Raw genomic sequence first — 15,262 nt, forward strand, 5'->3', positions numbered from 1 at the left:
AACGGTAGGAACGCCCGCGCTGCACGCTCGTTTTGCCGCCCGCGAGGAGAGTGTGATGAACAACAGGCTAGTGATTTTCGTATCGGGTGCGGTGCTCGCGTTGGGCGCTTGCGCCAAGCATGACAACGCCAACAACACCGGGGCGACCGACCTCAACGTCACCGACAACGGTGCCATGGGCAACATGGGCGAAACGAACATGGCGGAAACGAATGCGGCCGCCGTCGCTCCGTCGCCGCTCACGGCCCAGGGCTTCGTCAACGCTGCAGCAGCAAGCGATAAGTTCGAGATCGAAAGCTCCAAGTTGGCGGCGTCGCAGGCCAGCTCGGCGGCGGTGAAGAAGTTCGCTCAGCAGATGATCACCGCTCACACCGCTTCGACGGCGAAGCTGAAGAGCACGGTGAGCGGCATGAACCCGCCGATCACGCCGGACGACACGTTGACGGCCGAGCAGCAGGCGATGCTTGACAGCCTCAAGGGCCAGAATGGCGCGGCGTTCGACACGGCCTACAAGCAAGCCCAGGTCGACGCCCACACCAAGACGCTCGACGTGCTGAAGAACTACTCGACGTCGGGCGACAATGCGGCGCTCAAGGCCTTTGCCACCGGGCTGATCCCGACCGTGACGGCGCACCTCAACATGGCGCAGGGCCTGAAGTAGCAGCCCAAGGCCGCTGCAGGACAGCGCCTGCCTATTTCCGGGCAGGCGCTGCGGGCACCGTCTGGATGTTCTCGGCGACGTTGTTGCCCGGCTTCGCGTGGAAGCTTACGAGCAGATAGAGCGCGACGAATAGCGCCAGGATGCCGAGGATGGCGAAGCAGCCGATGCGGTTGCGGCGGCTGTCGGGACTGTTCGGTGTCGGCGCCATCAAGTGTCTGGATATAAAAGAAAAAGGACCAGGCGGCCAGCCGCCTGCTGTTCAATCTTCACTTATCTTCACAGTGACGAGCGCGTCCTGCGCCGGCAGGATCGGAACTAGAGTCGGCGAGCCGACGTTGCGCTGCCGATATGGACACAAAGACATTGAACCTGTGGCGGCAGATCGAAGACTTTCGCCGCCGCGGAAAGAAGCGCGGGCTTCCGGGTGTGGCCGAGCCTAACACGAAGCCCGCCACTCCCGGAGCCTGAACGCGGGTTACTGCCCGGCCATCGCGAGATATTGCGCGGGCGTGACCGGCCCGATCGCGAAGGTGTCGGTGTGGGTGGAGACATATTTGCGGAACTCGATTGAGGCGGCGGGACCGGCGGCTAGGCCGGCCTTCTTCGCAGCCGCATCGACCGCCGCGTCCTGCGCCGGCGTCGTCACCGGATCGATCGCCAGATAATCCCAGCTGTCGCCGTCGGTGTGGGCGTAGAGCTTGGATGGAGCGAGGCCGACGGACTGCGAGATCCGGTCCTGCTGGGCGAGCCAGCGAAGCAGCGCAATCTGCTGGCCCGGAGCAGCCCGGTAGAGCGCGATCCTGGCCTTCGGCGGTTCCGCCGTTCCAGCCTGCGCGTGGACGATCGTGCCCGACACGATGGCGCCGAGCGCCGCCGCGGTGGCGAGTTTCATCACCTGTTTCATGCTTAAAGCCCCTTCGGTTGTGCGTGGACGCTCACCAGGGATTCAAATGTGGCGCGATCTCCCGAAAGGGCCCCCATCGCGCCGGGCGCGGCAGGTGCTCCCGAACAGCAGTAGAGTCAATCAGGCGCCCGGGAGCGCATGATCCTCGTCGAACAGCCACCGTGCGGTGAGTGCTGCGGCTGCGGCACCGAGCAGCTGCGCGACGATGAACAGGGGCACGTCGCGCGGCGCGATGCCCGCGAAGGTGTTGGTGATGCTCCGGGCGACGGTGATCGCCGGGTTGGCGAAGCTGGTGGACGAGGTGAACCAGTAAGCGGCGGTGATGTAGAGGGCGACGGTTGCGGGGACCCAGTCGCGGCGAAAGCGGAGAGTGCCGAGGATCGTCAGGATCAGCCCGAAGGTGGCGATGAACTCGCCGGTCCACTGGCCGAGGCCGGTTCGCGCCTTCACCGACAGCTCCAGCGTCGGAAGCCCGAACATCAGGTGCGCGGCCCAGGCGCCGAGGATGCCGAAGGCGAATTGCGCAGCGATATAGGCGGCGGCGTCGCCCCAGCTAAGCTCCCGGCGGAAGGCGGCAACGAGGCTGACGGCGGGGTTCATGTGGGCGCCCGAGATCGGCCCGAGCATGGCAATCAGCACGAACAGCATCGCGCCGGTCGCGAGCGTGTTGCCAAGCAAGGCGATCGCATCATTCCCGCCCGCCAGCCGCGAGGCCATGATCCCTGAGCCGATGACGCAGGCGAAAAGGAAGAAAGCACCGAGCCCTTCCGCAACTACGCGGCGGGCTAGGGGAGGCGGCGCGTCAGGCGGCATCCTGGTCGCCGGTTCGTCCAATCTCCCTTAACCGCGTCTGCAGGCTGAGGTCGTCGATGCTCTCGATCGGCAGCGATAGGAACAGACCGATCCGCCGCTGCAGGGCGAAATATGCCTCGCGGAATGCGCGGTCCTGCTTCGAATCCGAAGCGGCCGCAGGATCCTCGATCCCCCAGTGGGCGGTCATGGGCTGGCCCGGCCAGATCGGGCACATCTCGCCGGCCGCATTGTCGCAAACGGTGAAGACGAAATCGAGCGGCGGCGCGCCCTCAGCGGCGAACTCGTCCCAGCTTTTCGACCGATAGCCTTCGGTCGGATACCCGAGCTGCTTCAGCAGCCGCAGCGCGCCGGGATGGACTTCGCCCTTCGGATGGCTTCCAGCCGAGAAGGCGCGGAAGCGGCCGGCGCCATCCTTGTTGAGGATCGCTTCGGCGAGGATCGATCGTGCGCTGTTCCCGGTGCAGAGGAACAGGACGTTGTAGACCCGGCCGCTCATTGGCAGCAGCTCGACGCTTGCTTTGGTTGCGGCATGGCGGGGGTGCAGCAGGCGCCTTGGGACGCATTCGCCGACAGAGCGGTCAGCGTGGGACTGTCGCCATAGACCGTCGCTTCGCCATTGGTGTGGAACGCCTCCCACACCACGCCGTCAGGATCGGCGATCCACGACTTCTCGCTCTTGGCATAGCAGCAGGTCGTCGCACCCTCTTCGAGCACTGGCGCGTCGGCGGCCTTGAGGCGGCCGTAAACCTCGCTCAGCTCTTCCGTGCTTTCGACCTGGATGCCGAGATGTTCGATGCCGTTGGCGGCGTGGTTGCCGCTAGAAATGGCGAAATTGACCCGCGGATCCTCGAGCATCCACTTGGCGTAATCGTCCTTGAGGACGGTGGGTTCTGCGGCGAACAGCGTCGAGTAGAACCGGACCGACTGGTCGAGGTCCTGAACCCCGACATGGACGTGCAGACGCTTCATGCAGACTTCCTTTCCTGGGCAGGGGCTTCGCAGGCCGTCGCGGTTCCGCAGTCGGCACCGGCGCAGCAATTTTCCATGAGGTAATCGACTAGGGCGTTCATCGCCGGATAGTTGGCGCGGTAGATGAGCGAGCGGTGCTGCCGTTCCTGCAGGATCAGCCCGGCATTCCGGAGCTGCGCCAGGTGAAAGGACAAGGAGCTGTTGGGAACGCCCAGCGCATCGGCGATCGCGCCCGCCGCCATACCCTTGTCACCGGCCTGCACCAGCAGGCGGAAGAGGGCGAGGCGATGTTCCTGCGCCAGCGCGCCGAGTGCCTCGATAGCCGAACCTGCCCGCATCAGAGATTCCTCATTTCGATGGGACTCGAAATCTCAGAACGGAGGCGTGGCGTCAAGGACTATTCGAGACTTCTCGAAATGACCCGAGTTTTCACTCACGGCCCGCGCCCGATCTTCACTTAACTTCGCAGTGACGACAAAAGTCGTAGTGCGTACGCGGGCGAAAGTGCAGTCCACCCCAATGGCTAAAGACGGGAGGTTGGGTGCGTTCGGTCATGGGCGTTCTTGGACCACAGGTTGGTCGCTGTAGGACAGGGAATTCGACCTTGCGGCGGACATCGGGCGGAGCCATCTCCCACGCGACCAGCAGGAAAGGGTTTCCATGCCGATCAGCCTTGCACCGCCAATCTCCACCTACTTCGAGGCCAGCAACGCCCATGATGCGCACGCGCTCGCCGCATTGTTCAAGGACGACGCGAGGGTTCACGACGAGCGCCAGGACCATCACGGCCGCGAAGCGATCCGCGGCTGGGCCGAAGAGACGTTCCGCCAATACCAGATGGTGCAAACGCCTCGCGCCGCGCGGGAGGAGGGCGGAGCCACGGTGGTGACGACCGGCGTGTCGGGCACCTTCCCGGGCAGCCCGATCGAACTGGACTTCCGCTTCGTGCTGGATGGCGACCAGATCAGCGAATTGAGGATCGGTTGAGCGCCCGAGCGTAAGAGCGGCTTTGCGGAGCAAAGACGAACTTACGTCGAAGAGTGCGCGAAAGCCGGCCAGCCTGCCGCGAAGCGGACAGGACTGACGTCACGGGATTTACTCCCGTGACGGCTTGGGTGGGCTCGGAAGCGAGTTTTGACCGAAGTCTCTAATGTCGCATTTGGGTGGAAAGCGGACGTTAGCCTTTCAGGCTGCGTGCCCTTCCGCCTCCGGACTCATGCCGAGACTGGCGCCCACGTTTCCACCGATATCGCCACTTCCATGCCTAACCTAAATGCCCCAGCGTTTCGGTTAGGGGCGCCCTACATGCTGAAGGTTTCTGCATTCTGCGGGGCAGCCATTTTGGGAGCCCTCCTTATGACAATCGGCGACGTTGCAGAAGCTACTCCTAAGGCGTCAACCGGCCAGACGGACATTATCGCGATCGATGTGCTGCTCGATCCCGACGCCGCAGCGATCGCTGCGGCCACCGGCGTGAACGGCAAGGTGCGGGCAGCTTTCCCGGCGAGCTTTGCGCTTGGCGACACCCACGCGCCGCACATCACCATGATGCAGCGCTACGTCCACGCCAATGATCTCGGTGCAATCGAAGCGGCTGTGGCTGGCGTGCTCGCGAAACAGGACCCGCGCTCGCTGAAGCTCCAGACTCTTCGCCTGCATGCGGTTTCGGCCGCTTCCCTCGGCATGCCAGCGCAACCCGGAATGGGCGACATCGGCCTGCTCTTCCTGCTGGTGCAACCGACTCCCCAGCTGCGCGCGTTGCAGCATTCGGTTGCCGAGGCTTTGGCACCCTACACGGCCGCGAGCGGGGACGCGAACGCGTTCGTTCAGGACCCGGGCCAAACGATCAACTTGCCGACGATCACCTACGTCAAGGAATTCGTGCCGAAAGAATCCGGCGACAATTACCTGCCGCACATCACGACCGGGATGGCGACGATGGACGTGCTGAAGAAGATCGAAGCCGAACCTCTCGCGCCAGTGACGTTCAGCCCTGCAAGCGTTTCGATCTATCATCTCGGCAATTTCGGGACTGCACGGACGCGCCTGTGGACCTGGACGCCGGCGACGGCTGCTTCAGCCACTGTATCGACGACGCCCCAGCAACAATAAGCGAAAGCGAGCCGGGCTTATGGCAAACGTCCTCCCATCCTGGTCCGATGGGCCAGCCAAGCGTGCGATCGTCGATTTCGTCGAGCGAGTGACTGCAGAAGGAGGGCCGGATTATGTCCCCCCAGCCGAGCGCATAGCGACCTTCGACAATGACGGCACGCTCTGGTCCGAGCAGCCTCTTCAGACCCAGGTCTTCTTTGCCTTGCACCGGCTCGCCGAGCTCGCGGAAAAGGACCCGACCATGCGGGACCGGCAGCCCTTCAAGGCGTTCCTGGAGCATGACCTTCCGACCATCCAGAGTCTGGGAAAGCAGGGCGTCTTCGAAGTCGCTTTCGCGACCCATGCGGGCATGACGACCGATACCTTCGAACTGCTCGCAACTTCATGGTTGAAAGCCGCGAAGCATCCGAAGCTCGGAAGGACTTTCGATAGTCTGACGTACCAACCGCAGATCGAGTTGCTCGAATATCTGCGCAAGAACGGGTTCAAGACGTACATCGTCACTGGCGGCGGAATGGACTTCGTGCGCTCATTTGCTGAGCGAGCCTACGGTATTCCGCCGGAGCAAGTCATCGGATCCAGCGTCAAGCTGCGATTCGACGTCGAGGACGAGCGCGGCGTGTTGGTCAAGGAAGCGGAGCTCGACAGCTTCGACGATCGCGAGGCCAAGCCGCAGAACATCCAGCTGCATATCGGCAAGCGTCCGATCCTGGCCTTTGGAAACTCGGACGGCGACCTAGCTATGTTGCGTTTCGTGAAGACCGGTGAAGGGCCGCGTCTGGCGTTGCTGTTGCATCACGACGACGCCGAGCGCGAATTTGCTTACGACCGCGATTTCAAGCTCAGCCCCTTGTCCGAGGCGCTCGACAAGGCCGACGAATATGGGATCGTCGTGACCAGCATGCGCAATGATTGGCGCACCGTCTTTGTTTCGGCGGATCAGTCCGAGCAGACCATTGAGATCAAGGTACAGCCCAGTCGCATCCTCGCCTGAAGTGTTGATTTTGACGGTGGAGCTAATGTCCGCAATGGGTCGAAAGCAGACTCTACGCCGGCTTCGCTGCGCTCGGCGGCTCGCCTACTTGCCCCCGTATTGCGCCTTGATCTGCTCTGCCGCTTCGGGGTGCGCCTGGAGGTAGGCTGTCAGCTTCGTCTTGAAGTCGGCAATGACCGGCTTCATTTGCTCCTGCGTCGCCGCGGTCATTTCGCCTATCACCTTCAGCACTGCCGGATCGGCGGCAACCGCCGGGGACTTCGACAGAAAATGGCGGCCTGCCGGGGTCAGCGCAAAGGCATGAACGTCCTTCAGCTCGGCGAGGGTGAATTCGTGGGTGTAGGCGACGGCCATCGCGTCGAACATCGCGGGCATGAACCTGGCCATGACCGGACGCTGGATGTCGAAGGTCTGGGTGATGAAGCCCTTGAACAGGGCCTTGAGGCCGGGATCCTTGACCTCGTCCATCTTGATGTTCTGGACGACGGGCGCGATCATCCGCTGCATCAGCTTTTCGATCGTCGCCTGGCGCTCGGCGGGCGGCGAGGCGATCTCGATGATCGCGCGGGCCTCTGCGAGCTTCGCCTGATCCGGCGCCTGGGCCGATGCGGCCGTGGATGCGAGCGCGACGACGCACGCGCCTGCTAGTGGGCTGAGAAACTTCTTCATGTGCAACCCCTCTCACACTCGTCCGAGCGAGGGGGATGGTAGAGGGAGTGGGGGCGGGATCAAGTCGGTGCCCACTGTAAGGAGGCGGACCCCGGATCAAGTCCGGGGTGACGGTTGGCGACACGGTGCGTCATGCCGGACTTGCTCCGGCATCCGCCTTGTTCTTGATAGCCGCATGGATCGGCAGCCTTGCGTCTACATCCTCGCTCGGGCGTCTCACAGCACGCTGTACACGGGTGTCACTTCCGACCTGTCTGGGCGGATCTGGCAGCACCGGGAGGGCGTCGCCGAGGGGTTTACCAAGCGCTACGGGATCAAGCGGCTCGTTTGGTTTGAAGTCCACGAAACCATGGATGCCGCGATCGTTCGCGAGAAAAGGATCAAGCGCTGGCCGCGGGAGTGGAAGTACGAACTGATCCACGCCGAGAACCCGACCTGGCGGGATCTCGCGGTGGATCTTGGGTTCGAGCCGTTGGCGGTGACGTGAAGGCGGATCCCGGCTCGAGGCAGGGATGACGTCACTGGTCTAAGAACGACCTCATCTTCCGGCTACGCGACGGATGCTTCAGCTTGCGCAGCGCCTTCGCCTCAATCTGACGAATACGCTCGCGGGTGACGCTGAACTGCTGCCCGACCTCTTCCAGCGTGTGATCGGTGTTCATGCCGATGCCGAAGCGCATGCGGAGCACGCGCTCTTCGCGGGGGGTGAGTGAGGCGAGGACTCGCGTCACCGTTTCCTTGAGGTTGGATTGGATCGCGGCGTCGACCGGGATGACCGCATTCTTGTCCTCGATGAAGTCGCCGAGGTGGCTGTCTTCCTCGTCGCCGATCGGCGTTTCGAGGCTGATCGGCTCCTTGGCGATCTTGAGGACCTTGCGGACCTTTTCGAGCGGCATGGAGAGGCGCTCGGCAAGCTCCTCCGGAGTCGCTTCGCGGCCGGTTTCGTGCAGGAACTGGCGGCCGGTCCGGACCAGCTTGTTGATCGTTTCGATCATGTGCACCGGGATGCGGATGGTGCGCGCCTGGTCGGCGATCGAGCGGGTGATCGCCTGCCGGATCCACCAGGTCGCATAGGTGCTGAACTTGTAGCCGCGGCGGTACTCGAACTTATCGACCGCCTTCATCAGGCCGATATTGCCTTCCTGGATGAGGTCCAGGAACTGCAGGCCGCGGTTGGTGTATTTCTTGGCGATGGAGATGACGAGGCGAAGGTTCGCTTCGACCATTTCCTTCTTCGCGATGCGGGCTTCGCGCTCCGCCTTCTGCACCTGGTTGACGATGCGGCGGAATTCACCGAGCGAGGTGCCGGTGCCCTGCGCGATGGTGCTGATCTCGTTGCGGATGCGCTCGACCGTGTCGGCTTCCGCCGCGGCGAAGGCGGCCCACTTCTTGTCGAGCTTGGCGACGTCCCTCAGCCAATTCTCGTCGAGCTCACGGCCCATGTAGCTTTCGAGGAACGCCTTGCGCGGCACGCGGTGACGCTCGGCAAGCCGCAGCATCTGACCGCCAAGCGCGGTCAGGCGGCGGTTGTAGCTGTAGAGCTGCTCGACGAGATACTCGATCTTGCTGCCGTGGAATTGGACGCTCTCCACCTGCGCGGTGAGGTCCTCGCGGAGCTTCTGGTACTTCTTCTCCTCGGCGGCGGGGAAATCCTGGCCGGCCTGGAGCGCGTCCATGCGGCTGCCCTGGACCTTGGAGAACTTCTTGAAGATCGACGTGATCTCCGCGAACTTTTCGAGCGCGGCGGGCTTCAGCGTCTCTTCCATCTGCGCGAGGGAGAGCGTGTTGTCCTCGTCGTCGTCACCCGATTCCTGCGGACGGGCACGGCGCTCGACCATATCCTCGTCGTCGTCGGACTTCTCTTCGGGCTCGTCCTCGACCTCTTCCTCTTCCTTGATGGTCGGGCCGGCGTTCTTCTCGCTGATCTCGCCCTCGGCGCCTTCGCCGCCTTCCTCGGCCTCGGTCAGCTGCTCGGCAGTCGGGCCCTTGGACAGCATGGCTTCGAGATCGATGATCTCGCGCAGCTGCATGCGGCCTTCGTTGAGGGCGTTGGACCAGCCGATGATGGCGTTGAAGGTGATCGGGCTTTCGCAGAGGCCCCAGATCATGGTGTCGCGGCCGGCCTCGATGCGCTTGGCGATGGCGATCTCGCCCTCACGCGACAGGAGCTCAACGGCGCCCATCTCCCGCAGGTACATGCGGACCGGGTCGTCGGTGCGGTCGGTCGGTTCCTTCTTGGTCGCAGCAGCCGGGCGGGGGCCGCCGTCGTCAAGCGGATCGACCTCGTCCTCGGTGCCGCTGTCGCTGTCCTTGTCCTCGTCGTCGTCCTCGCTGTCCTCAGCGCTCTCGACGACCTGCACGCCCATTTCGTTGAGCGCGGACATGACGTCCTCGATCTGGTCGGGGGACATTTGGTCGGAGGGCAGGGCCTCGTTCAGCTCGTCGACGGTGATGATGCCGCGCTTCTTGGCACGGGCGATCAGCTTCTTGATCGACGCGTCGTTGAGGTCGAGCAGGGGGGCATCGCCCGCTTCCGCCGTTTCGACTTCTGTTGCTTCGTTTTTCGCCATGTTGTTCCGCCGCTTAGTCAGTGCCGGCAAGTTCTGCCAGCCTCTGCTTGAGTTCCTGTTGCGCCTGCTTCAGGCGCTGCTGTTCTTCAAAGGCTTCCTCAGTGGTGTCCTGCATCAGCCGTTCCGTTGCACTTACAAGGGCCTTCTCGACTTCCTCCGCCGCGGAGATGATCTCTACCGCTGCAGCCAGATCGCTTCGGGCGCGGTCCGGGTCGCTGTCGCGTCGGGTGAAGGAAAAGCCCATGGCGCGTGGGCCTTTACCGCCCGTTGCTCCATCGTTGCCCAATATGGTGTGAAGGGCGCCCTGATCAAGCGCGGCGCCGGAGAAGGCCGCGTTGACCAGCTCGTCGCGGATCTGCGCGGTGCCTTTGTCCGAGATGGGGAGGGAGGCGAGCTGCTCGCAATGGGCGGGCAATTCCTCCGGAAAATTGGCGAAACCGAGGATGAGCGCGCGGGCCGTCGGTGCGTCAATCCCGCTTGAGGCAATGGCGCGGGCTTCGCCGCCGACGGGCGGCGTCGGCGGGACGAAGCGGCCGTTCTTGAAGGTGCCGCGGCGCGGGGTGAAGGCGGGGCGCTGCTGACCCTGCGCCTGCTGCGGGCGGCGTAGCTCGTAGAAGCGGTTGAGCCAGTCCTCGCGATAGATGCGGCTGAGGTCTGCATGGCCGATGGTGGAGGCGTGGGTGATGAGGCGCTGCTTGAGGCCGGCCCAGGCTTCGGGCGTGTTGAGCGGCTCCGCCTCCAGCTCGTGGCGCCAGAGGCGGGCGTCGAGCGGCTCCGGATTGGCGAGAAGCTCTTCCATTGCCTCGCGGCCGCCGTTGCGGATGACGTCATCCGGGTCCTGGCCCGCCGGAAGCTCGATGAAGCGCAGCGTGCGCTCGGGTGTGATGTGGGGCAGGGCGCGCAGTGCCGCGCGGATCGCGGCCTTGCGGCCAGCGCTGTCGCCGTCGAAGCACATGATCGGCGACGGATCGAGCCGCCACATGCGCTCGAGCTGCGCCTCTGTGACTGCGGTGCCGTTCGGCGCAACCGCTTCGGAAATGCCGGCACGGTCGAGGGCGATCACGTCCATGTAGCCCTCGACGACGATCAGGCGCATGGCGGAGCGGCTCGCGGGGCTGGCGCGGTCGATGTTGTAGAGCGTCCGCCCCTTGTCGAAGAGGGGCGTGTCAGGGGAGTTGAGGTACTTCGGCTCGCCCTCGCCAAGGATGCGTCCGCCGAAGCCGATGACGCGACCGCGAGGGTCGCGGATCGGGATCATCAGGCGGCCGCGGAAGCGATCGTAGGTTTCCTTGCCCGACTCCTCTGGCCTGATGAGCATGCCGGTATCTACGAGTTTCGATTCCTCGATGTGCGATAGGGCGCGCTTCAGGGCCGTCCGGCTGTCGGGTGCCAGACCCATTCCGAACCGCACAACGGTCTGCTGATCGATGCCGCGGCGCTTCAGATACTCACGAGCGTCCGCGCCGCCGATGCCCTGCAGCTGCTCGGCGTACCATTTGGCGACTTCACCCATCACGTCGGTAAGGGTCGATGTGCGTTCGGCGCGTTCGCGGGCCTGAGGATCAGGCGCGGGGACTTCGAGGCCGGCCTTGGCCGAGAGCTCCTTCACCGCGTCCATGAACTGCATGCCACGATTGTCGGTCAGGAAGCGGATCGCGTCGCCGTGCGCGCCGCAGCCGAAGCAGTGATAGAAACCCTTGTCGTCGTTGACCGTGAAGCTTGGCGTCTTCTCGTTATGGAAGGGGCAGCAGGCCTTCCATTCTCGGCCCGCGCGGATCAGCTTCACCGACGGCGCGATGACAGCCGACAGGACCGTTCGAGCGCGAAGCTCGTCGAGGAAGGCAGGCGACAGCGTCATCTAAGGAAGTCAGTGTGTTGCACTGCGACTCACGGGCCCGCAAGCGCGCGGGGGCGAGTTATCCACAGGTGGCGAATCGCGTTGTTGGCGACGAAAGCCGGCAAGGGTTTGATTTAGCTCGATTCATTCCATGCACGAAACGAAGCAAATAGGGTTAATCTCTACGCGTTCCGGCACACAGCGGCGGCAGATCGCTGAGCGGAGCCACCAAGGGGAGGGAACTATGCTGAAGAAGATCGGCGGGCTTGCCCGCGCTTGCTACATCATACTTGCGATTGTGGCCGGATTTGTTGCGCTCAGCATGATGAATGTGCCGTTGGTTCTTGTCGTGCTCGGCCTCGTTGCTGGCCTGGCCGTACCGAGAGAGCGGATGGTCTTGCTCGCGGCGCTCGTGATTGCATTGCCGATCGTCGGAACCGCGCTCGGAACCATCCCGGCAATCGGTGCCCAGCTTACGGCCGTCGCCGGCAATCTCCAGATGGGTGCGGCAGGCGCGCTCGCCACGGCGTTGGCGATCATGCTGTATGAGCTCGTCATGGAAGGCTTCACCGGGCTCGCAGGGGCCGGAAGCGCCGGGACGCCGGCCGCCGCGGCCAGATAGTCGTCAGTAAAGCTTATTCGGCTCCGCCGCATTGTGCGGCGGGGCCTTTTTCATGCCTTGCGCTGGGTGATTTCCTTTCGGAAGAGAAACGAAATCCGCTATACGGTCGGCGCCTTCAGCCTGTCTGCGTTCCTCCGAGCCTTACAGGAGCATGATCATGAAGTTCGTGCCGATGACCGCAATGGTCCTTCTCACCGTCGCTGCTACGGCCTGCAACAAACCCGAAGCCTCGAACGAGACTGCAAGTTCGCAGGCGACCCTTTCAGACGCCGATGCCGCGAAAGTCGCCGACTCAACGATTGACGCATGGAAGTCGACGGACGCGGCGAAAGTGAAGGCGCTCTATGCGCCATCGGTCCTAGCCTACGACTATGCCGAGCCGACATTGAACAGGGACCGCGCAGAGTTCGACAAGCGCCAGGACACGTTCGTCTCGTTCAAGCTTGACGGCGCGAAGGAGGTGGAACGCAAGATCCAGATCCTGTCGCCGGACGTCTTCGTGATGAGCGGAACCTGGGACATGACCAGCACCACGACGCCGGCCAACAACTCCAGCGTTCGCTGCACCGACGTGTTCCAAAAGGATCAGGCTGGCAATTGGCTCATCGTGAACGAGCATTGCTCGCCAGTGCCAAAGGGGGCCTGAACCTCGGCGATCTTAGGCCAGCGTTGCTTTAACCAGTGCGCTGGCGCGTGCCGGCTCGATGGACGGGCCGAGGCGCTCTTTCACCAGCGCCATGACTCGTCCCATGTCCTTCATCGAGGAGGCGCCAGTCTCGGCGATGATTTCGCGAATTTTCGCCTGTGCCTCATCGTCGCTGAGCTGCTGGGGCAGGAAGCGCTCAATGACTGTGATCTCAGCCTCTTCAGCGGCGGCGCGGTCCTCGCGGTTTCCCTTGCGGTACACCTCCGCCGATTCGCGGCGCTGCTTGATCATCTTCTGAAGGACTTCGGTGACGAGCGCATTGTCGTCCGCAGGCGCGCCGCCGGTGCGCGCTTCGATGTCGCGATTCTTGATCGCCGCCTGCACCAGGCGAAGCGTCGAAGTGGTCTCCTTGTCGCCGCCTTTCATCGCGGCAATGGTCGCAGCTTTGATGTCGTCGCGGATCATCGTCTCGTCTCTATCGGGAAACGACCAGCCCTAGCGGCGCATTTCGTGCCTGACCAGACGTTGACCCGGAGGGTTAATGCGCATAGCGGCAATGCCTTAGCGACATCGCTGGAAACCCTAGACGGAAGGCTCCACCGCCCATGGCCGACGTACGACCCCTGCACGCGTCCCCTCCTGAGGGCGCGACGGGAGTCATAGTGTTCGCCGATGGGCGCGTGATCTGGGGCCAGGGGTTCGGCGCCGAAGGTGAAGCTGTCGGTGAGCTTTGTTTCAACACGTCGATGACTGGCTACCAGGAAGTGATGACCGATCCTTCCTACGCGAAGCAGGTCATCGCCTTCACCTTCCCGCACATCGGCAACGTCGGCGCGAACGACGAGGACGTCGAAGCTGGCGAGGCGCATGCGCTCGGCGCGCTGGTGCGCGAAGTCGTTACCGAGCCGAGCAACTATCGCGCGAACCAGGGCTTTGCCGAGTGGATGGCGAAGTGGGACCGCATCGGCATTGCCGGCGTCGACACCCGCGCGCTGACCAGGCTGGTGCGCGCGGAAGGACCACCGACGATTGCCATTGCACATCATGCGGACGGAAAGTTCGACCTGGAGAAGCTTCAGAACCTGGCGGCGGAATGGCCGGGTCTCGAAGGCATGGACCTGGCCAAGGACGTCAGCCGGCTTCAGGTCGAGCGGTGGACGGGCGGCAAGTGGAATTGGGGGCAGGGCTACGAGCTCGGGCCGCAGGACGAAAACCGGCCGCATGTCGTTGCCGTCGATTACGGGAACAAGCGCAATATCTTCCGCAACCTAGTCGAGGCTGGTGCGCGGGTGACGGTCGTCCCCGCGACGGCGACGTTCGACGAGATCATGGCGCACGAGCCGGACGGTTTCTTCCTGTCGAATGGGCCGGGCGATCCCGCGGCGACGGGCGCATATGCGGTGCCAGTTATCCGGCAGATGCTGGAGACCAAGAAGCCGCTCTTCGGCATTTGCCTCGGCCACCAGATGCTCGCGCTCGCGGTCGGCGGGCAGACGAGCAAGATGTTCCAGGGGCATCGCGGCGCCAACCATCCTGTGAAGCGGCTCGCGGACGGGCAGGTCGAAATCACATCCATGAACCACGGGTTTGCGGTCGAGCGAGAAGGGCTCCCCGATAACGTGCGCGAGACGCACGTGTCGCTGTTCGACGGCAGCAATTGCGGAATTGAACTGACTGACCGCCCCGCGTTCAGCGTGCAGTATCACCCGGAGGCCTCCCCGGGTCCTCAGGACAGTTTCTATCTGTTCGAGAAATTCGTGAACTCGATCACGAAGGAGGTGTGAGATGCATCTTCGTTATATTCTTCTGTCCGCTGCGCTGATCGCGGCGCCTGTGTTCGCGCAGCACATCGAAGCCATCGACGCCAGCAAGGCGCCGACAGTCTATCGGCCCGACGATCTGTTCCAGCTGCCCCCCGGGCAGTGGCATTATGCGCGGCAGCTGTGGTCAGGCTCCGACCCGTGCACGGTGGACCAGTGCGAGGCTGGGTTCACGTCCGGCGATCTCGTCCTCAGCGTGGAGCACAGCAAAGGCTGGGTGCGGGTGATGGCGGGCTTCCGCAACTGCGCTCCGGTCGCGTTCAGCGAAATCGAGACCAGCAAGACACCCGGCCGCTACCTCCGAAGCAAGGTCGAGAAGCAGGTCGCTTATGTTGTGAAGGGCGCGGCGAAGAGCTGCAATGTCACGGCGCCTGCGGTCGCGAATTTGAGCGTCGCGTCGATGTTCCCGGGGGCGAAATGAGGGCTCGGCTCGGAGCTACATTCGCCGCGCTGGGTCTTTTTGGAGCGTGCCAAGCTCCGTCGAAGCCGCCCGTGACCCTTCGACAGCAAAATCAGGCTAAGCTCGATAGCATCGCGGACAGGTGCGGCTTACCACGGAACACTTTGAAGTTGCTTGGCGACGAACAGGTCACGATGCAGCCGGAGCCCACAGCGGACTACAAGGCTGTAAACTGTGCGCTTGCG

At 63.5% G+C, this 15,262-nt stretch carries 19 protein-coding genes; 9 read left to right on the forward strand and 10 right to left on the reverse strand.

All coding sequences use genetic code 11. The features are described 5' to 3' along the window. The first annotated feature begins 55 nt into the window (after window positions 1-55). A complete protein-coding gene (locus AC4GYV_RS05515; RefSeq protein ID WP_491099656.1) occupies window positions 56-661 on the forward strand; it encodes a DUF4142 domain-containing protein in 606 nt (201 codons plus the stop codon). A gap of 31 nt (window positions 662-692) precedes the next feature. Here the strand turns inward: AC4GYV_RS05515 and AC4GYV_RS05520 are convergent, their stop codons facing one another. The 6 genes from AC4GYV_RS05520 to AC4GYV_RS05545 all read right to left on the reverse strand — a co-directional run bounded on the left by AC4GYV_RS05520 (window position 693) and on the right by AC4GYV_RS05545 (window position 3,685). Next, complete coding sequence (locus AC4GYV_RS05520; protein ID WP_491099657.1) at window positions 693-869, reverse strand: hypothetical protein; 177 nt, start codon at window positions 867-869, stop codon at window positions 693-695. 267 nt (window positions 870-1,136) lie between these two features. Further along, on the reverse strand, window positions 1,137-1,565 hold the full coding sequence (locus tag AC4GYV_RS05525) for a hypothetical protein (protein WP_491099658.1): 429 nt from the start codon (window positions 1,563-1,565) through the stop codon (window positions 1,137-1,139). A gap of 120 nt (window positions 1,566-1,685) precedes the next feature. Continuing rightward, window positions 1,686-2,378, reverse strand: a complete 693-nt coding sequence (locus AC4GYV_RS05530; protein ID WP_491100394.1) for an aquaporin — start codon at window positions 2,376-2,378, stop codon at window positions 1,686-1,688. Beyond that, complete coding sequence (locus AC4GYV_RS05535; RefSeq protein WP_491099659.1) at window positions 2,368-2,874, reverse strand: arsenate reductase ArsC; 507 nt, start codon at window positions 2,872-2,874, stop codon at window positions 2,368-2,370. Before AC4GYV_RS05535 ends, AC4GYV_RS05530 begins: the two co-directional genes overlap by 11 nt. Beyond that, on the reverse strand, window positions 2,871-3,347 hold the full coding sequence (locus AC4GYV_RS05540) for an ArsI/CadI family heavy metal resistance metalloenzyme (RefSeq protein WP_491099660.1): 477 nt from the start codon (window positions 3,345-3,347) through the stop codon (window positions 2,871-2,873). The genes AC4GYV_RS05535 and AC4GYV_RS05540 overlap by 4 nt, the downstream gene beginning before the upstream one ends. Beyond that, window positions 3,344-3,685, reverse strand: coding sequence for an ArsR/SmtB family transcription factor (locus AC4GYV_RS05545; protein ID WP_491099661.1), 342 nt, complete (start codon window positions 3,683-3,685; stop codon window positions 3,344-3,346). The genes AC4GYV_RS05540 and AC4GYV_RS05545 overlap by 4 nt, the downstream gene beginning before the upstream one ends. Before the next feature lie 322 nt (window positions 3,686-4,007). On the opposite strand from AC4GYV_RS05545, the gene AC4GYV_RS05550 reads away from it, so the two are divergent. From AC4GYV_RS05550 to AC4GYV_RS05560, 3 genes are all read left to right on the forward strand, one after another. Beyond that, window positions 4,008-4,334 (forward strand): nuclear transport factor 2 family protein, encoded by a 327-nt coding sequence (locus tag AC4GYV_RS05550; protein WP_491099662.1) that lies wholly within the window; start codon window positions 4,008-4,010, stop codon window positions 4,332-4,334. 369 nt (window positions 4,335-4,703) lie between these two features. Further along, window positions 4,704-5,459 (forward strand): 2'-5' RNA ligase family protein, encoded by a 756-nt coding sequence (locus tag AC4GYV_RS05555; RefSeq protein ID WP_491099663.1) that lies wholly within the window; start codon window positions 4,704-4,706, stop codon window positions 5,457-5,459. Window positions 5,460-5,478: 19 nt separating this feature from the next. Next, window positions 5,479-6,453 (forward strand): HAD family hydrolase, encoded by a 975-nt coding sequence (locus AC4GYV_RS05560; protein ID WP_491099664.1) that lies wholly within the window; start codon window positions 5,479-5,481, stop codon window positions 6,451-6,453. A gap of 84 nt (window positions 6,454-6,537) precedes the next feature. Here the strand turns inward: AC4GYV_RS05560 and AC4GYV_RS05565 are convergent, their stop codons facing one another. Further along, complete coding sequence (locus tag AC4GYV_RS05565; RefSeq protein WP_491099665.1) at window positions 6,538-7,122, reverse strand: DUF2059 domain-containing protein; 585 nt, start codon at window positions 7,120-7,122, stop codon at window positions 6,538-6,540. A gap of 175 nt (window positions 7,123-7,297) precedes the next feature. On the opposite strand from AC4GYV_RS05565, the gene AC4GYV_RS05570 reads away from it, so the two are divergent. Next, on the forward strand, window positions 7,298-7,609 hold the full coding sequence (locus tag AC4GYV_RS05570) for a GIY-YIG nuclease family protein (RefSeq protein ID WP_491099666.1): 312 nt from the start codon (window positions 7,298-7,300) through the stop codon (window positions 7,607-7,609). A 31-nt stretch (window positions 7,610-7,640) separates the two neighbouring features. Here AC4GYV_RS05570 and rpoD read toward each other — a convergent pair whose 3' ends face one another. Together rpoD and dnaG are read right to left on the reverse strand one after the other, a co-directional pair. Next, the gene (gene rpoD, locus AC4GYV_RS05575) at window positions 7,641-9,692 is read right to left on the reverse strand and encodes an RNA polymerase sigma factor RpoD (RefSeq protein ID WP_491099667.1); all 2,052 of its coding nucleotides are present in this window, start codon (window positions 9,690-9,692) and stop codon (window positions 7,641-7,643) included. A gap of 13 nt (window positions 9,693-9,705) precedes the next feature. Then, window positions 9,706-11,550 carry a DNA primase gene (dnaG, locus tag AC4GYV_RS05580; protein ID WP_491099668.1) on the reverse strand — a complete coding sequence of 615 codons (1,845 nt, stop codon included), beginning with the start codon at window positions 11,548-11,550 and terminating at the stop codon, window positions 9,706-9,708. A gap of 223 nt (window positions 11,551-11,773) precedes the next feature. Here dnaG and AC4GYV_RS05585 point away from each other — a divergent pair, with 223 nt between their 5' ends. Beyond that, complete coding sequence (locus AC4GYV_RS05585) at window positions 11,774-12,151, forward strand: hypothetical protein (RefSeq protein ID WP_491099669.1); 378 nt, start codon at window positions 11,774-11,776, stop codon at window positions 12,149-12,151. 157 nt (window positions 12,152-12,308) lie between these two features. Next, window positions 12,309-12,797: a YybH family protein gene (locus AC4GYV_RS05590; protein WP_491099670.1), complete on the forward strand. Its 489-nt coding sequence runs from the start codon at window positions 12,309-12,311 to the stop codon at window positions 12,795-12,797. Window positions 12,798-12,809: 12 nt separating this feature from the next. On the opposite strand, the gene AC4GYV_RS05595 is transcribed toward AC4GYV_RS05590, so the two are convergent. Beyond that, a complete protein-coding gene (locus tag AC4GYV_RS05595; RefSeq protein ID WP_491099671.1) occupies window positions 12,810-13,262 on the reverse strand; it encodes a GatB/YqeY domain-containing protein in 453 nt (150 codons plus the stop codon). 140 nt (window positions 13,263-13,402) lie between these two features. Between AC4GYV_RS05595 and carA the strand changes: the two genes are divergently transcribed. Both carA and AC4GYV_RS05605 read left to right on the forward strand, forming a co-directional pair. Further along, a complete protein-coding gene (carA, locus tag AC4GYV_RS05600; RefSeq protein WP_491099672.1) occupies window positions 13,403-14,581 on the forward strand; it encodes a glutamine-hydrolyzing carbamoyl-phosphate synthase small subunit in 1,179 nt (392 codons plus the stop codon). 1 nt (window position 14,582) lies between these two features. Further along, window positions 14,583-15,038, forward strand: a complete 456-nt coding sequence (locus tag AC4GYV_RS05605; RefSeq protein WP_491099673.1) for a hypothetical protein — start codon at window positions 14,583-14,585, stop codon at window positions 15,036-15,038. Window positions 15,039-15,262: the final 224 nt, after the last annotated feature.

The sequence above is a fragment of the Sphingomonas sp. SP4 genome (genome assembly GCF_058313375.1).